Origin of the sequence: Kribbella sp. NPDC059898 (genome assembly GCF_042730855.1) — a bacterium.
Taxonomy (GTDB): Bacteria; Actinomycetota; Actinomycetes; order Propionibacteriales; family Kribbellaceae; genus Kribbella.
On the sequence record NZ_JBHWKR010000019.1, the window covers coordinates 18,511 to 35,571 of the forward strand.

The following is a 17,061-nucleotide window of genomic DNA, read 5'->3' on the forward strand; positions in this document are numbered from 1 at the left end:
CCATGTTCAACCACCGCCGAGACCTCCAGTTCAGCTGCCGCCCGGCGCGGCCGGACCAGCGATCCGCCGACCAGCTCAGCCTGGTCCTCTCCGACCAGTACGCCGAGATCCGCGTCGCCACGCACTACCTCCGCGAGTGGACCGGCGCCGTACCCGGCCACTACCGCGACACGTTGGTACACCTCGGCGTCGACCAGGTCGCGATGATCGAGATGCTCGCCACGATGATCGCCCGGCTGCTCGAAGGCGCTCCGCCGGAGACGGTCGACCGGGTACTGCGAACCCACCCGGCCGTCGCCGCCGTGATGGGTGGTGCCGACCTGGAGCGTGCGCTCGAGCCCGAGGTCGCTCCGTGGCATCGGGAGGGTGCCAGCGATCGGCAGCGCCTGCTCGCCGACTTCCTCGCGAACGCCCGGGCCGAGCGCGACCACCGGGCCGTCGTACAGGCGTTCCACGACCGCAGCGACGACCCGGACATCAGGCTGCTGCTGTCCTGCGTGCTCGCCCGTACGGACGAGCACCGCCGCAAGTGCGCGGCGGCCGTCGGTGCGCTGACCGAAGAGCCGGAAGAGCGTGTCTATCCCTCGACAAGCCGACAGGACTGGAGTAGCAGATGAGTGATGACGAGTTGCAGCGTGATGTGAACGATGCGATCTTCTACGATCCGAAAGTCGACAATGTCGCGATCGTCGCGGCGGTCGAGAAGGCCGTGGTCACGTTGCGCGGGACGGTCGGGTCACTGCGCGAGAAGGTCGAGGCGGAGAACGACGTACGCCATGTCGCCGGGGTTGTCGAGGTCCAGAACGAGTTGGTGGTGACGCCGCTGAACGCGGCCCGGCAGGACGACGCGGACCTGCGGGGCGCCGTACTGCAGGCACTCGTGCTGGACAGCGGCGTACCGTCGACTGTCGACATCAGGATTGCCGACAGTTGGGCGACCTTGAGCGGTACGGCGAGTTGGCAGCACGAGCGTGCCGAGGCGGAGACCGTGGTCAGCCGGATGGAGTCGGTCAAGGGCGTCACCAACAACATCCAGCTCGTGCCGACCGAGCCGATCGCGCCGGACGTCCGGCAGTCGATCGTCGACGCGCTGCAGCGCAACGCCCGGGTCGACGCGAAGGGCATCACGGTCGAGATCGACGGCACCACGGTGGTGCTCGGCGGGACCGCGACCTCGCTGGCCGAGCGGCTCGAGGCCGCCGCGGCCGCGTGGGCCTCGCCGGGCGTGACCGAGGTGGTCAATCAGATCGAGATCGTGAACTGACCGCGGCGGGCGGGTCGTCGAGGAACCCGGCGGCCGGGACGAAGAACAGGCTGCCGGTGACCGCGGTCGAGAAGTCCAGGATGCGGTCGTGGTTGCCGGCCGGTTCGCCGACGAACATCCGGTGCAGCATCCGCTCGATCACGTCCGGCGTCCCGGCGTACCCGATGAAGTAGGTGCCGAACTCGCGGGTGCCGACGGCGCCGAACGGCATGTTGTCGCGGACGATCTGCCGCTGCGTCCCGTCGGCCTCGACGATCGTGTTCACCGCGACGTGCGCGTTCGATGCCTTGTCGGCGTCCGGGATCTCGATGTCGCTGAGCTTGTGGCGGCCGATCACCACCTCCTGCGCCTCGACCGGCAGCTTGTTCCAGGCGTCCAGGTCGTGCAGGTACTTCTGGACCACGACGTAGCTGCCGCCGGCGTACGCCGGGTCCTCGGCGCCGATCGTCACCGCTGCCGTCGCGGCCGCGCCGGCCGGGTTCTCGGTGCCGTCGACGAAGCCGAGCAGGTCGCGTTCGTCGAAGTACCGGAAGCCGTGCACCTCGTCGACGACGTCCGCGTGGCCGGCGAGGCGGTTGGTCAGCTGTGCGGCGAGTTCGAAGCAGAGGTCCATGCGGCGGGAACGGAGGTGGAACAGCAGGTCGCCGGGGGTCGAGACGGCCGTGTGGGTGGCGCCTTCGAGCCGCTGGAACGGATGCAGGCCGGCCGGGCGCGGCTGGTCGAACAGGCGGTCCCAGAGGTCGGCGCCGATCCCGACGACGCAGTTGAGCTGCGCGTCCGGGACGCGGAACCCGACCGCCCGGACGATGCCGGCGATGTCGGGGAGGAGTTCGCGGACGGCGTCCTCGCCTCCTGGGCGTACTGTCGCCACGACAAAAACCGCCGCCACCGCGGGCGGTGCTACCACGTCCTGGACCGTCATGTTCCTCAATCTGTCCGGTCGGGTGTGCACAGGCCAGCGCCACGGCTGATCCCTGTCCGGACCGCCAAACCTCGCTGGCGGATCGGACAACGGTTAAGGGTTCGACTACAACTTCTCGTGGCGGCACGGGCGTTCTGCCACACTCGCGGCACCCATCAGCTCGACCAGAAGGGTCCCGCCCATGCCCTCCAAACTAGCAGCCGCCACCCTCGCCCTCGGTGGCCTCCTCCTCGCCACACCACCCACCTCACCCGCGCAAGCGTCCACCGTGCAGCCCTCCGTCACCGTGAAGCTGCCTTCAGCGGTTGCCGGCACTCTCGGCTCCGGCAGCAAGTCCCTCGTCGACACCGTTGCCGCCGACATCCTCGCCCGCTCCCACGACGCCAAGGGCCTCTCACCGGCCGTTGCCGTCAGCAAGCTCTCCTCCCAGGGCCGCAAAGTCGTCGTCGACGTCCGCACCGCCACCCCCACCTGGGCCCGCGGCGTCGCCTACGTCGAGGCACCCCGCACCGCCGAAGGCAGCCCGGAAGGCTGGCTCTACATCGCCCGCAACGTCAACGGCCGGTGGGTTGCCGGCCTCGAAGGCGACCGTACGTTCGCCACCTACGTCGCCACCTCACCCCTCGTCGGCCAGGCCGAGCGCCGGACGATGACGGCGTACGCCGACCACAAAGCGAACCTCACCGCGGCGAACACCGGCGGCCTGCTGCTCCCGTGGATGCCGGACTACTACATGAACCTGACCGGCGGCCCGCACGCCAGCGACGGCGCGACGGGCTACTGGAGCAGCCTCGACTTCTCCGGCGGCAACGCCAGCGGCCGGGTCCGCTCGTCCGGCAGCGGTACGGCGACCTCGATGTGCGGCGCCGGCGGCGGCTGGACGCGGGTGATCCACCCGAACGGCTTCTCGACGGACTACTACCACATGTGGAACGCGACGTACTACAACGGCACCGCGGTCGGCAGCAGCGCGCTGCTCGGCAATATCGGCATGGACACCTGCGCGGGCGGCTCCGCGACCGGTGCGCACGTGCACTGGAGCCTGCGCACGTACGACGCCAACTACAACGGGACGTACACCTGGCTGAACGGCCGTACCATCGGCGGCTGGACCTGGTGGAACGGCTCCAGCCAGTACACGGGCTGCGCGACCCGGCTCGGCGTCACCGCGTGCCCGGGCAACGACATGTACAACCGCGTCAGTTGATGCCCAGGAGGCCGGCGCGTGCCTAGAATCTGCTGTGGCGCGCTATCAGCTGGAGCCGGGGGACTACGGGCTGGTGCGGTTCGTGGTGTCCCCGCTCACTGAGCTCGGCAACTCGCTGCGGGCGCTGCGCGCGCCGTCCTCCTACCCGTTGCAGGCACCCTGGTACGCCGCCGTGTGCGGCGTCCGCGACCAGCTTCCGCTCGACGTACTGCGCGGGTTGATCGGGCCGACCTTTAACACGCCGGACCTGTTCAACCCGCGGGTCGGCGTACCGCTGACGCTCACCGCGCAGCTCGCGTACCTGCGCGACCAGGACCTGCGGACCCTCGGCGCGGACATCGAGTCCGCGGTCGGCGGCGTACCGCGGGGGCTCGGGGCGAGCGGGCAGTCGTTCGGCCACCGGCTCGCGGACGCGCTGGCGACGTACTGGCGGCTGGCGTTCCAGCCGCACTGGTCGCGAATGCAGGCGGTGCTCGACGCGGACGTGGCGGTTCGTGCGAGGTCCCTCGCGGCCGAGGGCGTGATCGCGACGCTGAACGGCTGCGGGCCGGGGATTCGCGCGGACCGGACGTCGATCACCGCGCACATCCTCGGCCGGGGCGACGACGACCTGGTGCTGACCACGCGCGGCCGGCCGTTGTTCGCCGTACCGTCGCTGTTCACGCTGAGCAGCTCGACGCCGCTGACCGACTCCGACCCGATGGTCATGTACGGCGCGAGCAACCAGCGGTCGATGTGGACCGGCCCCACCGATTCCGGCGGTACGGCGCTGCTGAGCCCGCATCGCCTGCGCTACCTGCGGGCTCTCGGCCCCGGGCGGACGACGACCGCCCTGGCCGAGCAGTTCGGCGTCTCGCCGTCGGCCGCGAACCAGTCGCTCCGCGCGATGACCGCCCAGGGCCTGGTCCGCGCCCGCCGCGACGGCCGCACCGTGGTCTACGAACGCACGCCGCTCGGCGACCAGCTCGCCGACCTCCCCTAGCGTCCGAGCAGCTTCCCGAGCCAGCTACCGCCTTCGCGCTCGCCTTCGGGTGGCCGGGGCACCACCTGGTCGTCAACGGCAACGATCTGGCGACCGGCCGCGTGCAGGAACGAGGCGGCGATCGACGCCCGGTAACCGGCCGAGCAGGGTGACCGGCGTACCCCAGGGGATCAGCCAGCCGAGGTACGTCGCGACCACGAACGCCACGTCACCGTCGTGCGCGAGATAACTTCGGTCGCCGAGCGACGGTGCCTCGACAGTCCGGATCGTCAGCCGGCTCATCACCTGCTCCTCACTGAACGGCCTCCCGAGCCTACTGCCACTCGTCAGCACGGGTCTCCAGCAATGCCTCACCGACGAGGACTCCGATCTCGACCCGGCCAAGCTGGAGAAACTCTTCCTCTCGCTCGCCTAACGCCGAGGTGTGCCGAGGCGGAGGATGCGGGCGGACGGCTCGGGTGTGTCGGTGGTGACGGTGAGCCGTTCGCCGGTCCAGGTGAAGGTCCAGGCTCCGAGCTCGCTCGGGAAGTGCGGATGGATCTCCGTCGGGGGGATGTCCAGGGTGATCGTGGCCGGTCCGGGGCGGCGGTGCCAGATCGCCAGGTACGACGTCGCGGCGCCGTTGAGGCAGACCGCGACCCACTCGTCGGTCCACTCCGGCAGTCCGAGCGGCCAGGTTGGCACGAGGGTGTCGAGGTCCTCGAGTACGGCGCGATGCGCAGTGACAGCCGCGCGGACGAGGTCGAGTTCCGCGGTGGTCATCCGGTTGAGATGACCGGACAGGTACAGGCGGCCGAGGATGCCGTTGGCCAGGGCGAGGGTGAACTCCTCGCGGGTGGTTCCGGTGATCGGGTACGCCCAGTGGCCGGCCTGTTCGGGGAGTACGGCGGCCGGCGCCGCGGCGGCGATCGGTGCGTAACGCAACGGGTCTTCCTGGTCGGACGTCGACTGCAGATGGAGTCGCGAGAGCATCGCATAGTCCATCCGCATCGCGCCTGACGCGCAGTTCTCGATCAGGAGGCCGGGATGGCGCGCCTGGAGGTCGTCGATCCAGCTGAGCAGTGCGCGGTTGTGTTCGAGCAGGCCGTGGCCGAGCGCGGTCCCGCCCTTGTCGGTCCCCGGTCCGGTCATCGTGTTGTTGTCGAACTTGAAGAAGCCGATGCCGAACTCGCCGATCAACCGGTCGACCGTCTCATCGAGGTGCTTGCGGGCGAACGGGCTGCGCAGGTCGAGAAGGTACCGGCCCGACTCCGACACGCGGCGGTCGTGGCGGGTGAGGAAGGCGTCGTCGGGCAGTTCACCGGCGATGGGGGAGCGGACCCCGATCACTTCGGGTTCCAGCCAGAGGCCCGGCACCATGCGGCGTTCGTGGATGCGGTCGATCACCTCGGCGAGACCGTTCGGGAAGCGGGTGGCCGACGGTTGCCAGGCGCCGACGGTGTTCCACCAGTCGCCTTCGGCGTACCAGCCGGCGTCGATACAGAAGTAGTCCGCGCCGGCGTCCGCGGCGGCATCGATCAGCGGCAGGAGCTTCGCGGTGGTCGGATCACCGAGCAACGTGTTCATGTAGTCGTTGAAGATCACCGGCATCCGCTCGTCCGCCGGCCGACGGCGTCGTACGGCGCGCCGCTGCCGGGTGAGCGCCCCGAACACGCTGTCCCGGTCGGTGCCCGCGACGAGCGACACCGGCACCGTGACGAACGGCGCCCCGGGGCTGATCGGCACGCTCCACTGGTGTTCCTGATCGGTCGGGCCGCTGAGCAGCAGGTAGCCGCCGTGCCGGCTCTCACCGAGCTCGTAGTGCCATGGGCCGTTGTGCTCGATCTGCCAGCCGAGCGCGTACGGCGTACTCCGGTCGACGAGGACGCCGATGGGCAGCCGTTCGCCGGTGGACCACGAGTTCGTGCTGGTCACGGCGTACCGGCTTCTGGCGACGTGCTGATGCGCGGCGGTGACGATGTCGGCCAGACCGTCGGAGCGCAGCGCGCCGACCGACCAACGGGACTCGGCCATCCAGCTGTTCGAGGCTGTGTGCAGGTCGGCGTCGACCGAGGGCAGCGCGAGCACAAGCGAGGACAGGAACGTGAGCTCCAAGGTGCCCGTGCCGACCATCGAGGCCTCGGTCCAGGTTTGAATGCCCGCGCCCGCTTCGAACACGCTGGTGACCCGCAGGCCGGCGTCCGGTTCCTCTTGGACGATGCGCAGCGTCGTCCCGGACTCTTCGTGCCGCACGTAGCGCAGCTGCTGCCCCAGGACCGTGTCGACGTGCCGATTGCTGCTCGGCGATCGCCCGAACCCGACGGCCTCCACCTCGACCAGCGGCTGCGCCGGTACGCCGTCGATTGCCAGCCGGACCGGTCCGTCATCGAGGTGGAAGGTCAGCGTCAGGTCGGGTGCGGTCCAGCGCAGCAGGTTGTCCACAGATCCTCAGTCCGTCGTACGGCGTTCGAGGAGGTAGTCCTCGACCGTGAAAAGGTGCGCGGCCATCCGCGTCCGGGCCCGGTCGGCGTCACGGGCCGTGAGCGCGGAAAGGATCGACAGGTGCTCCCGATGGGCGGTCTCGTCGGCGCCGGGCTGGGCGATCGAGCGGCGGAGCCGATCGCGCATGGTGCGGCCGCCGAGGGCGTCGATGAGCGCGGACAGCACCGGGTTCCCGGCGGCCGCGGCGATGATGCGGTGGAACGCGATGTCGTTCTCGATCACCGTCTCGTGGTTGGGTTCGGCCAGCCTGAGCTCGACCTCGTTGCCGTGCAGCAGTTCCGCTGCCGCCGCGAGCGCGTCGGCGCCGATCTGCCCGGCGGCCAGTGCGGCGGCCTCGGTCTCGAGCATCCGCCGGACGGCGTGCAGGTGGTGCGTCCCGCTGGCGTGCTGCAGGTCGACCACGAAGCCCATCGGTGCGAGCAGCATCGACGGGTCGAGTGCGGTGACGTACGTCCCGTCGCCTTGGCGGGTCTCCAGGACGCCCATGATCGAGAGCGCGCGAACGCCTTCGCGCAGCGCGTTCCGGGAGACGCCGAGGGCCGGCGCGAGCTCCTTCTCGATCGGCAGCCGGTCGCCGGGCCGGAGCCGGCCGTCGATGATCATCTGCCGGATGCTCTGCACCACGACATCGGTCTGCGAGGGTCCGGGGGTGCGCCCCGGCGCGGCAGGCTTGACGGCGCTCATGTCGCCGCGGCAGCAGCTGCCGTCCAGTAGGTGCCGTCCGGGAACCGGTAGGTCTCGAGTGACTGCCTGTACATCTCGGCACTGTAACCGGGCGCCGTCGGCAGCACGTAGGCGCCGTTCCGCACCACGCAGGGATCGACGAAGTGCTCGTGCAGGTGGTCGACGTACTCCGTGACGCGGCCGTCGAGTGAGCCGGAGACCGCGACGTAGTCGAAGATCGCGAGGTGCTGGACGAGCTCGCACAGGCCGACCCCGCCGGCGTGCGGACAGACCGGTACGCCGAACCAGGCGGCGAGCAGGTACACCGCGAGGATCTCGTTGACGCTGCCCAGGCGGGCGGCGTCGAGCTGGCAGTAGTCGATCGCGCCGGCCTGGAACAGCTGCTTGAACAGCACCCGGTTCATCCCGTGCTCACCGGTCGCGACGCCGATCGGCGCGACCGCCTTGCGGATCGCGGCGTGGCCGAGGACGTCGTCGGGACTGGTCGGCTCCTCGATCCACAGCGGATCGAACTCGGCCAGCGCCTTCACCCACTCGATCGCCTCGGGTACGTCCCAGACCTGGTTCGCGTCGATCATCAGGTGCACGTCCGGTCCGAGCACCTCGCGGGCGATCCGGCAGCGGCGGATGTCGTCGTCGAGATCGGCGCCGACCTTCAGCTTGACGTAGTTGTAGCCGGCGGCAACAGCTTCCTCACAGAGCCTGCGGAGCTTGGCATCCGAGTACCCGAGCCAGCCGGCGGACGTCGTGTAGCAGGGGTAGCCGGTGTTCTCCAGTTCCGCGATCCGTTGCCGACGGCCACTTTCGCGGGAGGTCAGCAGGGTGATCGCCTGTTCGCGGGTGAGGGCGTCGGTCAGGTACCGCAGGTCGGCGGCGTCGACCAGCTGCTCGGGCGACATCGCGGACAGCAGTTGCCACAGCGGTACGCCGGCGCGCCGGGCGGCGAGGTCCCACATCGCGTTCATCACCGCCGCCAGCGCGAGGTGTACGACGCCCTTGTCGGGGCCGAGCCAGCGCAGCTGGGTGTCCGACTGCAGCTCGCGGTACACCGCGCCGAGGTCGTCGCACAGCTCACCGACGTCCCGCCCGATCAGCGGCTCTGCGCGCTGCACCGCCGCCGCCACGCACAGGTCGTTGCCGCGCCCGATCGTGAACGTGAACCCGTACCCGGCCAGGCCGTCGGCGTCGGTGTGCAGGATCACGTACGCCGCGGAGTAGTCGCCGTCCTTGTTCATCGCGTCGGACCCGTCCCGGGTCAGCGAGGTCGGGAAGCGGACATCGACGGCCTCGACCGAGGTGATACGGGGCATGGCGGCCTCACCTGAGAATAGATGGGATCTTTCGAGATCTTTCGACGGCGTTCAGTATGGACCATGGCGGCCGTGAGCGCTACGATCCCGGAAATTCATGGGATTAATCCTCGTCATCACGACGGAGGGCTGGAGATGAGCGACCTGGTGAGCGCTGATCGGCTCGGCACACAGTCACTGCGGTACGACAGGCCGGCGGCGACCTGGCTGGAGGCGCTGCCGCTCGGCAACGGCCGGATCGGCGCGATGTGCTTCGGCGGCCTCGGAGCCGACCGGATCGGGCTGAACGACGAGACGCTGTGGTCGGGCGGTCCGGAGACGGCCCGCCTGCTGTCGACGCCGCTCGGAGCGACCGGAGCGGAGGCGGTCCGCGACGTTCGGGAAGCGTTGTGGGCCGGTGACGTCCGCCGTGCGCACGAGCTGGCCCGTGGTTTCCATTCGGGCTACTCGCAGGCGTATCTCCCGCTGGGTGACCTGCTGCTCGACCTGACGCTGAACGGCGACGCGACGCGGTACCGCCGAGTGCTCGACCTGGACGCCGCCGTAGTGACGACGGAGTACGACGTCGACGGGACCGCCGTACGTCAGGAGGTCTTCGTCAGCGCACCTGCAGGTGCACTCGTCGTACACCTGACGACGTCGGAGCCCGTACCGGAGTTGACCGCTCGGTTGACGTCGAAGCTGCGCTCTCGGCCGAACCCGGTGGACGCCGGGCTCGGTTTGTTGCTGCAGGCACCGGCCGACGTCGCGCCACCGCACCGCGACGTACCGGAGCCGATTCGGTACTCCGACGGGCCCGACCGCGGGATGGCTGCCGCGATCGCGCTACGGGCCACCAGCGACGGCGAACTCCGTGCCGATGAGGCCGCTCTCACGGTCCGGGACTTCACCGAACTCACGCTGTTCCTGTCGACGGCGACGGGGTACGACGGCCCGTCGAAGGCACCGGTCCGGCCGGCCGAGGAGTGCTGGGCGATCGCGGACCAGGTGGCGCGTGCGGCCGCGGACCGTCCGTACGCGGACCTGCTGGCCGACCATCAGCGGGACCACCGCCGCCTCTTCCGCCGTTCGTCGCTCGAGCTGCCCACGACGGCCGCCGCCGAGCTGCCGACCGACGAACGCGTGGCGCGGTCCGCCGAGACCGATGACCCGGCACTGGCCGCGTTGCTGTTCAACTACGGCCGCTACCTGATGATCGCGAGCTCCCGCCCCGGCGGCCTGCCGACGAACCTGCAAGGCCTCTGGAACGAGGTTCTGCGCCCGCCGTGGAGCTCGAACTACACGGTGAACATCAACACCGAGATGAACTACTGGCCCGCGGAGACGACCGGCCTGCCGGAGTGTCACGAGCCGCTGCTGAGGTTTATCGATCATCTTGCCGAGGCGGGCCGCCGTACCGCCGCGGAACGCTACGGCTGCGGGGGCTGGACAGCCCATCACAACACCGACGCCTGGTGCTGGACCGCTCCGGTGGAGGGTGATCCGCGCTGGTCGAACTGGCCGATGGCCGGCGCCTGGCTGGTGCGGCACCTGTGGGACCACTACGAGTTCACCGGCGACCTGGCCTTCCTCAAGGAGTCCTGGCCGACGCTGAAGGACGCGGCCGTGTTCTGCCTCGACTGGCTGACCGAACTGCCCGACGGAAGCCTCGGTACGGCGCCGTCGACCTCGCCGGAGAACGACTACCTCGCCGCGGACGGGCAACCCGCCTCCGTGACCGTGTCGTCGACGATGGACCTCGCGCTGATCTCCGACCTGTTCGCCAAGGTCGAGCAGGCGGCCGGGCTGCTGGAGGTCGCGGATCCGCTGCTCGCCGAGCTGTCCACGGCACGCAAGCGCCTGCCCGAGCCGTCGATCGGTGGCCGGGGGCAACTACAGGAGTGGGCGGCCGACCTGCCCGAGGAGGATCCCCAGCACCGGCACATGTCGCATCTTGTCGGCCTGCACCCCGGCGACGCGATCACGCCGGATGGGACCCCGGAGCTGGCCGCGGCCGCACGGCGGACCCTCGACCTGCGCGGCGACGACGCGACCGGCTGGTCGCTTGCCTGGAAGATCTGCCTGCGCGCACAGCTGCGCGACGCGGCCGCGGCACACCGCCTGGTCCTGGCGTTCCTGCGGCCGGCCGACGACTCGGCGACCGGCCGGCCGGGCAGCGGCGCCGGCGTCTACCCGAACCTGTTCTGCGCGCATCCGCCGTTCCAGATCGACGGGAACTTCGGCGCGACCGCGGGGATCGCCGAGCTGCTGCTGCAGAGCCACACCGGCGAGATCGAGCTGCTGCCCGCGCTGCCGGCGGCCTGGCCGACCGGCCAGGTGACCGGTCTGCGGGCGCGGGGCGGCGTGGCGGTCGACATCGCCTGGACACCGGACGGCACCGAGGCAGTCCTGACAGCCGACCGGGACCAGGAACGAACGATTCGGCGTGGCGACGACCGGGTGCGGGTCCAGCTGACCGCCGGCGCCGGTCACCGCGTGCACACGGCGTGACCACCGGCACGGACGAGGAGGGTTCGATGGCAACACTGACGACAGTCCGGCCGCCGGCCGGTGAGACACCGGTACGGCGGCGGCGCCGGCGACGCGAACGTCCCGGGATGAAGGGCTTCCGGCGCAGCCTGTCCCGGCACTGGACCCTGTACCTGCTGATGGTCGTACCGCTGATCTGGTTCGTGGTCTTCAAGTACATCCCGATGTCGAACGCCGTGCTCGCGTTCAAGAACTACAACGTGATCAAGGGCATCTGGGGGAGCCCCTGGGTCGGCTGGCAGAACTTCGACCTGTTCTTCCAGAACCCGGTGTTCTGGTCGCTGGTGAAGAACACCTTCGTGCTGTCGGTCTACACGGTCGCGGCGAGTTTCCCGCTCGCGATCGTCCTCGCGCTGGCGCTGAACGAGATCCGCACCGGGCTGTTCAAGCGGACCGTCCAGCTGGTCACGTACGCGCCGTACTTCATCTCCACCGTCGTGGTCGTCTCGATGACGATCCTGGTGCTGTCACCGCGGTTGGGGCTGGTCAACGAGGGGCTCGGCTTCTTCGGGGTGCCGGCGGTCGACTTCCTCGGCAACCCGGACTACTTCCGGCACATCTACGTGTGGTCGGACGTCTGGCAGACCACCGGGTACTCCGCCGTGATCTACCTCGCGGCGCTGGCCGGGATCGACCCGGCGTTGCACGAGGCGGCCAGGGTGGACGGCGCCAGCCGGCTGCAGCGGATCCGGAACGTCGACCTGCCGGGGATCATGCCGACCGCCGTCATCATCCTGGTACTTGCCGTCGGCAACATCATGGCGATCGGGTTCGAGAAGGCGTTCCTGCTGCAGAACCCGCTGAACCTGAGCGAGTCCGAGATCATCGCGACCTACGTCTACAAGACCGGCCTGCTGAATGCCGACTTCAGCGGGGCGACGGCGGTGGGCCTGTTCAACTCGGTCATCAACCTGGCCCTGCTCCTGATCGTCAACGCCGTCGCCAAGCGGGTCACCGGGAACGGACTGTGGTCATGACGACTCTCACCGAACCACGAACGGCCGCGAGCAAGAAGGGCAAGAAGCCCGAACGCCGCGAGGCCCGGGCGCGCCGGATCCGCGAACCGCGCACCGACCGGATCTTCCTGTTCTGCGTGTACCTGCTGCTCGGCGTCTTCCTGCTCGTCGTGCTGCTTCCGCTGCTGTACATCGTGGCGAGTTCGTTCAGCAGTCCCGAAGCGGTGTCGTCGGGGAGGGTGCTGTTCTGGCCGGTCGACTTCTCGCTGCGCGGCTACCACGCCGTGTTCGAGAACCCGCAGATCGTCCAGGGGTACCTGAACTCGCTGTTCTACACGGTCGTCGGCACGATCGTCAGCGTCACGATGACGATCGCGATCGCCTACCCGTTGTCCCGCCGTACGCTCGTCGGCCGGAACGTCGTGATGACGCTGATCCTGTTCACGATGCTGTTCACCGGCGGCCTCGTACCGACGTACCTCGTGGTCCAGTCGGCCGGCCTGCTCGACACCCGGTGGGCGCTGATCATCCCGCAGGCGATCGGGGTCTGGCAGGTGATCATCGCCCGGACGTACTTCCGGACCGCGATCCCGGACGAACTCGTGGAGGCCTCGCAGCTGGACGGCTGCGGCGACCTCAGGTTCCTCTGGTCGGTGGTGATCCCACTGGCCAAGCCGATGATCGCGGTGGTCGCGCTGATGTACGCGATCATGCAGTGGAACTCGTACTTCGACGCGCTGATCTACCTGAAGAACCCGGACCTGTTCCCGCTGCAGCTCGTGCTGCGCAACATCCTGATCCTGAACACGACCGGTGGTGGCGCCGTCGACGCGTCCCTCGTCATCCAGCGCCAGCAGCTCGCCGACCTGCTCAAGTACTCGCTGATCGTGGTGGCGAGCGTGCCGGTGCTGCTCATCTACCCGTTCGTCGCCCGCTACTTCACCAAGGGAATCCTGATCGGCGCCGTCAAGGGCTGATCCTCCAACGTGCCCCAACTTCTGTGAGGAACCCCCATGTCTGTCAAGCTCAGTAGGCGGAGGCGTGCCGCGATCGTCGGCACCAGCCTCCTCGCACTCGCCCTCGCGGCCTGTTCCGGAGGCAGCTCGAACGATTCCAGCAGCAAGCCGTTGCCGACGATCAGCGGCAACCCCGCGGTCACGCTGAGCGTGTTCTCGCCACAGTCCGCGGACTGGAACCTCGCGACCAACGACTTCACCAAGCTGATCCAGCAGAAGTTCAACATCACGATCAAGTGGCAGACCACCACGTTCGACGGCGGACCGGCCAAGGAGAAGCGGCAGATCTCGCTGGCCAGTGGCGACTATCCGGACCTGTACCTGCTGATTCCGTGGGTCGACCAGTTCACGCAGGTCGACCTGCTGAAGCTGTCCCAGCAGGGTGTCGTCGTACCGCTGAACCAGCTGATCGACCAGTACGCGCCGAACATCAAGAAGGCGCTGGACTCCACTCCTGAGTGGAAGGCGATGGCGACCGCGCCGGACGGGAAGATCTACGGGATGCCGCAGTGGGTGGACTGTTTCCACTGCTCGTACCAGGACAAGCTCTGGATGAACTCGGCCTGGCTGAAGAAGCTCGGTCTGCAGCCGCCGAAGACGACCGAGGACATGCGCAAGGTGCTGGAGGCGTTCAAGACCCAGGACCCGAACGGCAACGGCAAGGCCGACGAGATCCCGCTCAGCGCCTCCGTCGGGAACTCCCTGATCCCGTACTTCATGAACGCCTTCATCTACGACCCGCAGGGTACGAGCAGCGGCAACAACGACTCGACCCTCGTCCTCAAGGACGGCAAGGTCGACCTCCAGGCGAACAAGGACGGCTGGCGCGAGGGCCTGCGGTACATCAACTCGCTCTACAAGGAAGGCCTGATCGACAAGGGCGCCTTCACCCAGAACGGGGACGCGCTCTCGCAGCAGGGCAACCGCGCCGGCGGGGTCGTGCTCGGTTCCGCGACCGTCCTGCACCCGGGCCAGTTCGTCAACACCGGCTCTGCGGACGGACGGGACAAACAGTACGACGCCGTCGCGCCGCTCACCGGACCGAGCGGGGCGAACTACACCGGCTTCAACTTCCCCAGTGTCCCGGGCGCTACCTTCGTACTCACGTCCAAGGCGACCCAGGAACAGCAGATCCAGGCGATCAAGATGCTCGACTACATCTTCACCGATCCCGGTCAGATCAACGGCCAGTTCGGTATGGAGGGCAAGGGCTGGACCCAGCCGGGGTCCGGTGACGTCGCGCTCGACAAGTCGCTGAAGCCGATCTTCAAGCAGATCCCGCAGAAGCCCGGGTCGAAGCCGCTGAACTCCGGCTGGGGCGCGCTGGCGCAGTACAACAACACCGCGCGCTTCCGGAATTCCGAGGCGATCGGCACCGACATCTACTCGCAGCCGGGCTACGAGCGTAAGTTGTTCGAGGCAACCAAGCTGTACGCCGGCCACGAGGACAAGGCGCAGATCTACCCGTTCTGGAAGGTCTGGCCCGACCCGGCGCAGGCCAACGAACTCGCGACCCTGCAGACCAACATCCAGAACTACGTGCAGCAGAACGCGCTCCAGTTCATCACGGGTTCGAAGAACCTCGACACCGACTGGGACGCCTACGTGAAGGGCCTCGACAGCCTCGGCCTGAAGCGCTACCTGGAGATCCAGCAGGCCGCGTACGACAAAGTCCCGAACAAGTAGACCAGGAGCGACCAGTGCCGTTCGACGCAACCTTTGAGTCCCTGACCACGTTCGAATGCCCCGACTGGTTCCGGGACGCGAAACTCGGTATCTGGTCGCACTGGGGTCCGCAGTGTGGAAGGCGGAGAGGTTCGAGCCGGACGCGCTGATGGATCAGTTCGTGGCCGCGGGCGCACGGTACTTCGTGTCGCAGGCGGTGCACCATGACAACTTCTTCAACTACGACTCGGCGGTGAACCCCTGGAACTCGGTGAAGGTCGGTCCGGGCAAGGACATCGTGGGGCTGTGGAAGGCCGCGGCTGACCGGCGCGGCGACGGGCCGCTGCCGTTCGGCGAGGCGACGTACGAACCGGGGCTGCGGGCGGTCAGCCATCTCTACAACACCAACCCTCGGGCCGTGTACCAGCAGAAGGACCGGCGGCCCGAGGTGAGCGCCGTCGGGATCATGGACATCGAGCGCAGCCAGACCCCGGGGGTCCATCCCACGCCGTGGCAGACTGATACCTCGGTGGGCGACTGGTTCTACAACGTCCGCGACGTCTACAAGACCGCCGGCCACGTCGTCGAGCTGCTGGTCGACATCGTGTCGAAGAACGGCAACCTGCTGCTCAACGTGCCCCAGTTGCCGGACGGCACGATCGACGGCGAATGCACGCGCATCCTCGAGGACCTGGGTGCCTGGACCGCGATGTGCGGCGAGGGCATCTACGGCACCCGGCCCTTCCATGTGTTCGGCGAGGGATCGTCGAACGTGCTGATCAAGGGCTTCACCGAGGACCGGGTGCCGTGGACGAGCTCCGACTACCGCTTCACCCGTCGCGACAACACGGTCTACGCCTTCCAGCTTGTCTGGCCCTCGGACGGCCGCGCCGTGATCCGCAGCTTCGTGGACGACCGGGTGACCGGCGTACGGCTCCTCGGACACGGCCCGGTCGCGTTCGAGCAGGCCAAGGGCATCCTGGTCGTCAGGCTCCCCGACACTCCACCGGCCGCCGTCGCGAACTGCCTTGCCGTCGACCTGGAGGCCAGTTGATGTACCACGGCTATCTGTACGCGCACTTCAAGCGTGAATCTGCGGACGGCGAGCAGATCTACTTCGCCTTGAGCGACGGCAACGACCCGCTCCGGTTCCACGACCTCAACGGCGGCCGGCCGGCGCTGCGCTCGACCGCCGGGGAGTACGGCGTACGCGACCCGCACCTCGTCCGCTCGCCGGACGGGTCCCGTTTCTACCTGCTCGCGACCGACCTGCGCCTGTACGACAGCCTCGACTGGGACCGCCACCAGCGACACGGCAGCCGTTCGGTCATGGTGTGGGAGTCCACCGATCTGGTGCACTGGGACACCGGCCGCCTCGTCGAGGTCGCGCCACCGGAGGCCGGCAACGCCTGGGCTCCCGAGGCCGTTTGGGACCCCGAGCAGGACGCGTACCTCGTGCACTGGTCGTCGACGCTCTACGACAATCCCGAGCACGTCGGCGAGAGCTACAACCGGATCATGTACGCCGCCACCCGCGACTTCCGCGAGTTCTCCGAGCCGCGGATCTGGATCGACCGCGGCTGGCAGACGATCGACGCCACCGTGATCGTGCACCAGGGCCGGTACTACCGCTTCCTGAAGGACGAACGGAGCCGCGACGGCGGGGCGCCGTTCGGCAAGACCGTGTTCTCCGAGATGTCGGACTCCCTGACCGCCGCGGAGTGGAAGCCGCTGACCGAAGGCATCGGCCTCGGCACGATCACGCAGGGCGAGGGGCCGCTGGTCTACAAGTCGAACACCGAGGACAAGTGGTACCTGTGGATCGACGAGTTCACCGCGGACCGGCGCTACGTCCCCTTCGAAACCACCGACCTGGAGGGCGGTGGATGGGTCCCCAGCACGGACCACCGGCTGCCGGAAGACCCCTGCCACGGCGTCGTCCTGCCGCTGACGGCCGACGAGTACCACCGCCTCGACTCTGTCTGGGGGAGCGGGCTGGAACCACAGCAGTGAGCTGGGCTGTGGCGCCCGCCCTGCGGGTGATC

The 17,061-nt window shown here is 68.7% G+C and carries 15 protein-coding genes and 1 pseudogene; 11 read left to right on the forward strand and 5 right to left on the reverse strand.

The window, feature by feature from the left end; all coding sequences use genetic code 11:
- The first annotated feature begins 2 nt into the window (after positions 1-2).
- Both ACFV9C_RS38945 and ACFV9C_RS38950 read left to right on the forward strand, forming a co-directional pair.
- On the forward strand, positions 3-617 hold the full coding sequence (locus tag ACFV9C_RS38945) for a manganese catalase family protein (protein WP_380201965.1): 615 nt from the start codon (positions 3-5) through the stop codon (positions 615-617).
- Complete coding sequence (locus ACFV9C_RS38950; protein WP_380201967.1) at positions 614-1,264, forward strand: BON domain-containing protein; 651 nt, start codon at positions 614-616, stop codon at positions 1,262-1,264. The genes ACFV9C_RS38945 and ACFV9C_RS38950 overlap by 4 nt, the downstream gene beginning before the upstream one ends.
- Here the strand turns inward: ACFV9C_RS38950 and ACFV9C_RS38955 are convergent.
- Positions 1,239-2,186, reverse strand: a complete 948-nt coding sequence (locus tag ACFV9C_RS38955) for a Dyp-type peroxidase (RefSeq protein ID WP_380201969.1) — start codon at positions 2,184-2,186, stop codon at positions 1,239-1,241. The genes ACFV9C_RS38950 and ACFV9C_RS38955 overlap by 26 nt on opposite strands.
- Before the next feature lie 181 nt (positions 2,187-2,367).
- Between ACFV9C_RS38955 and ACFV9C_RS38960 the strand changes: the two genes are divergently transcribed.
- Both ACFV9C_RS38960 and ACFV9C_RS38965 read left to right on the forward strand, forming a co-directional pair.
- The gene (locus tag ACFV9C_RS38960) at positions 2,368-3,393 is read left to right on the forward strand and encodes a M23 family metallopeptidase (protein ID WP_380201971.1); all 1,026 of its coding nucleotides are present in this window, start codon (positions 2,368-2,370) and stop codon (positions 3,391-3,393) included.
- 34 nt (positions 3,394-3,427) lie between these two features.
- Entirely contained in the window at positions 3,428-4,375 is a 948-nt protein-coding gene (locus ACFV9C_RS38965) for a helix-turn-helix domain-containing protein (protein WP_380201973.1), read from the forward strand.
- 72 nt (positions 4,376-4,447) lie between these two features.
- Here ACFV9C_RS38965 and ACFV9C_RS38970 read toward each other — a convergent pair whose 3' ends face one another.
- The 4 genes from ACFV9C_RS38970 to ACFV9C_RS38985 all read right to left on the reverse strand — a co-directional run bounded on the left by ACFV9C_RS38970 (position 4,448) and on the right by ACFV9C_RS38985 (position 8,850).
- Positions 4,448-4,657 (reverse strand): hypothetical protein, encoded by a 210-nt coding sequence (locus ACFV9C_RS38970; protein WP_380201975.1) that lies wholly within the window; start codon positions 4,655-4,657, stop codon positions 4,448-4,450.
- A gap of 129 nt (positions 4,658-4,786) precedes the next feature.
- A complete protein-coding gene (locus ACFV9C_RS38975) occupies positions 4,787-6,796 on the reverse strand; it encodes a glycoside hydrolase family 36 protein (protein ID WP_380201977.1) in 2,010 nt (669 codons plus the stop codon).
- Between the two features lie 6 nt (positions 6,797-6,802).
- Positions 6,803-7,540 (reverse strand): FadR/GntR family transcriptional regulator, encoded by a 738-nt coding sequence (locus ACFV9C_RS38980; RefSeq protein WP_380201979.1) that lies wholly within the window; start codon positions 7,538-7,540, stop codon positions 6,803-6,805.
- On the reverse strand, positions 7,537-8,850 hold the full coding sequence (locus ACFV9C_RS38985; RefSeq protein WP_380201981.1) for an L-fuconate dehydratase: 1,314 nt from the start codon (positions 8,848-8,850) through the stop codon (positions 7,537-7,539). The genes ACFV9C_RS38980 and ACFV9C_RS38985 overlap by 4 nt, the downstream gene beginning before the upstream one ends.
- Positions 8,851-8,985: 135 nt before the next feature.
- On the opposite strand from ACFV9C_RS38985, the gene ACFV9C_RS38990 reads away from it, so the two are divergent.
- The 7 genes and pseudogenes from ACFV9C_RS38990 (at position 8,986) to ACFV9C_RS39020 (ending at position 17,029) form a co-directional block, all read left to right on the forward strand.
- Entirely contained in the window at positions 8,986-11,340 is a 2,355-nt protein-coding gene (locus ACFV9C_RS38990) for a glycoside hydrolase N-terminal domain-containing protein (protein WP_380201983.1), read from the forward strand.
- A 26-nt stretch (positions 11,341-11,366) separates the two neighbouring features.
- Complete coding sequence (locus ACFV9C_RS38995) at positions 11,367-12,356, forward strand: ABC transporter permease (protein ID WP_380201985.1); 990 nt, start codon at positions 11,367-11,369, stop codon at positions 12,354-12,356.
- A complete protein-coding gene (locus tag ACFV9C_RS39000) occupies positions 12,353-13,312 on the forward strand; it encodes a carbohydrate ABC transporter permease (protein ID WP_380201987.1) in 960 nt (319 codons plus the stop codon). Before ACFV9C_RS38995 ends, ACFV9C_RS39000 begins: the two co-directional genes overlap by 4 nt.
- A 36-nt stretch (positions 13,313-13,348) precedes the next feature.
- Positions 13,349-15,037, forward strand: a complete 1,689-nt coding sequence (locus tag ACFV9C_RS39005; protein ID WP_380201989.1) for an ABC transporter substrate-binding protein — start codon at positions 13,349-13,351, stop codon at positions 15,035-15,037.
- Between the two features lie 14 nt (positions 15,038-15,051).
- Positions 15,052-15,725: pseudogene (locus ACFV9C_RS39010) on the forward strand (alpha-L-fucosidase); the annotation flags it as partial.
- Positions 15,726-16,070: an alpha-L-fucosidase C-terminal domain-containing protein gene (locus tag ACFV9C_RS39015; RefSeq protein WP_380202166.1), complete on the forward strand. Its 345-nt coding sequence runs from the start codon at positions 15,726-15,728 to the stop codon at positions 16,068-16,070.
- Entirely contained in the window at positions 16,070-17,029 is a 960-nt protein-coding gene (locus tag ACFV9C_RS39020; protein ID WP_380201991.1) for a glycoside hydrolase family 43 protein, read from the forward strand. Before ACFV9C_RS39015 ends, ACFV9C_RS39020 begins: the two co-directional genes overlap by 1 nt.
- The last annotated feature ends 32 nt before the right edge of the window (positions 17,030-17,061 follow it).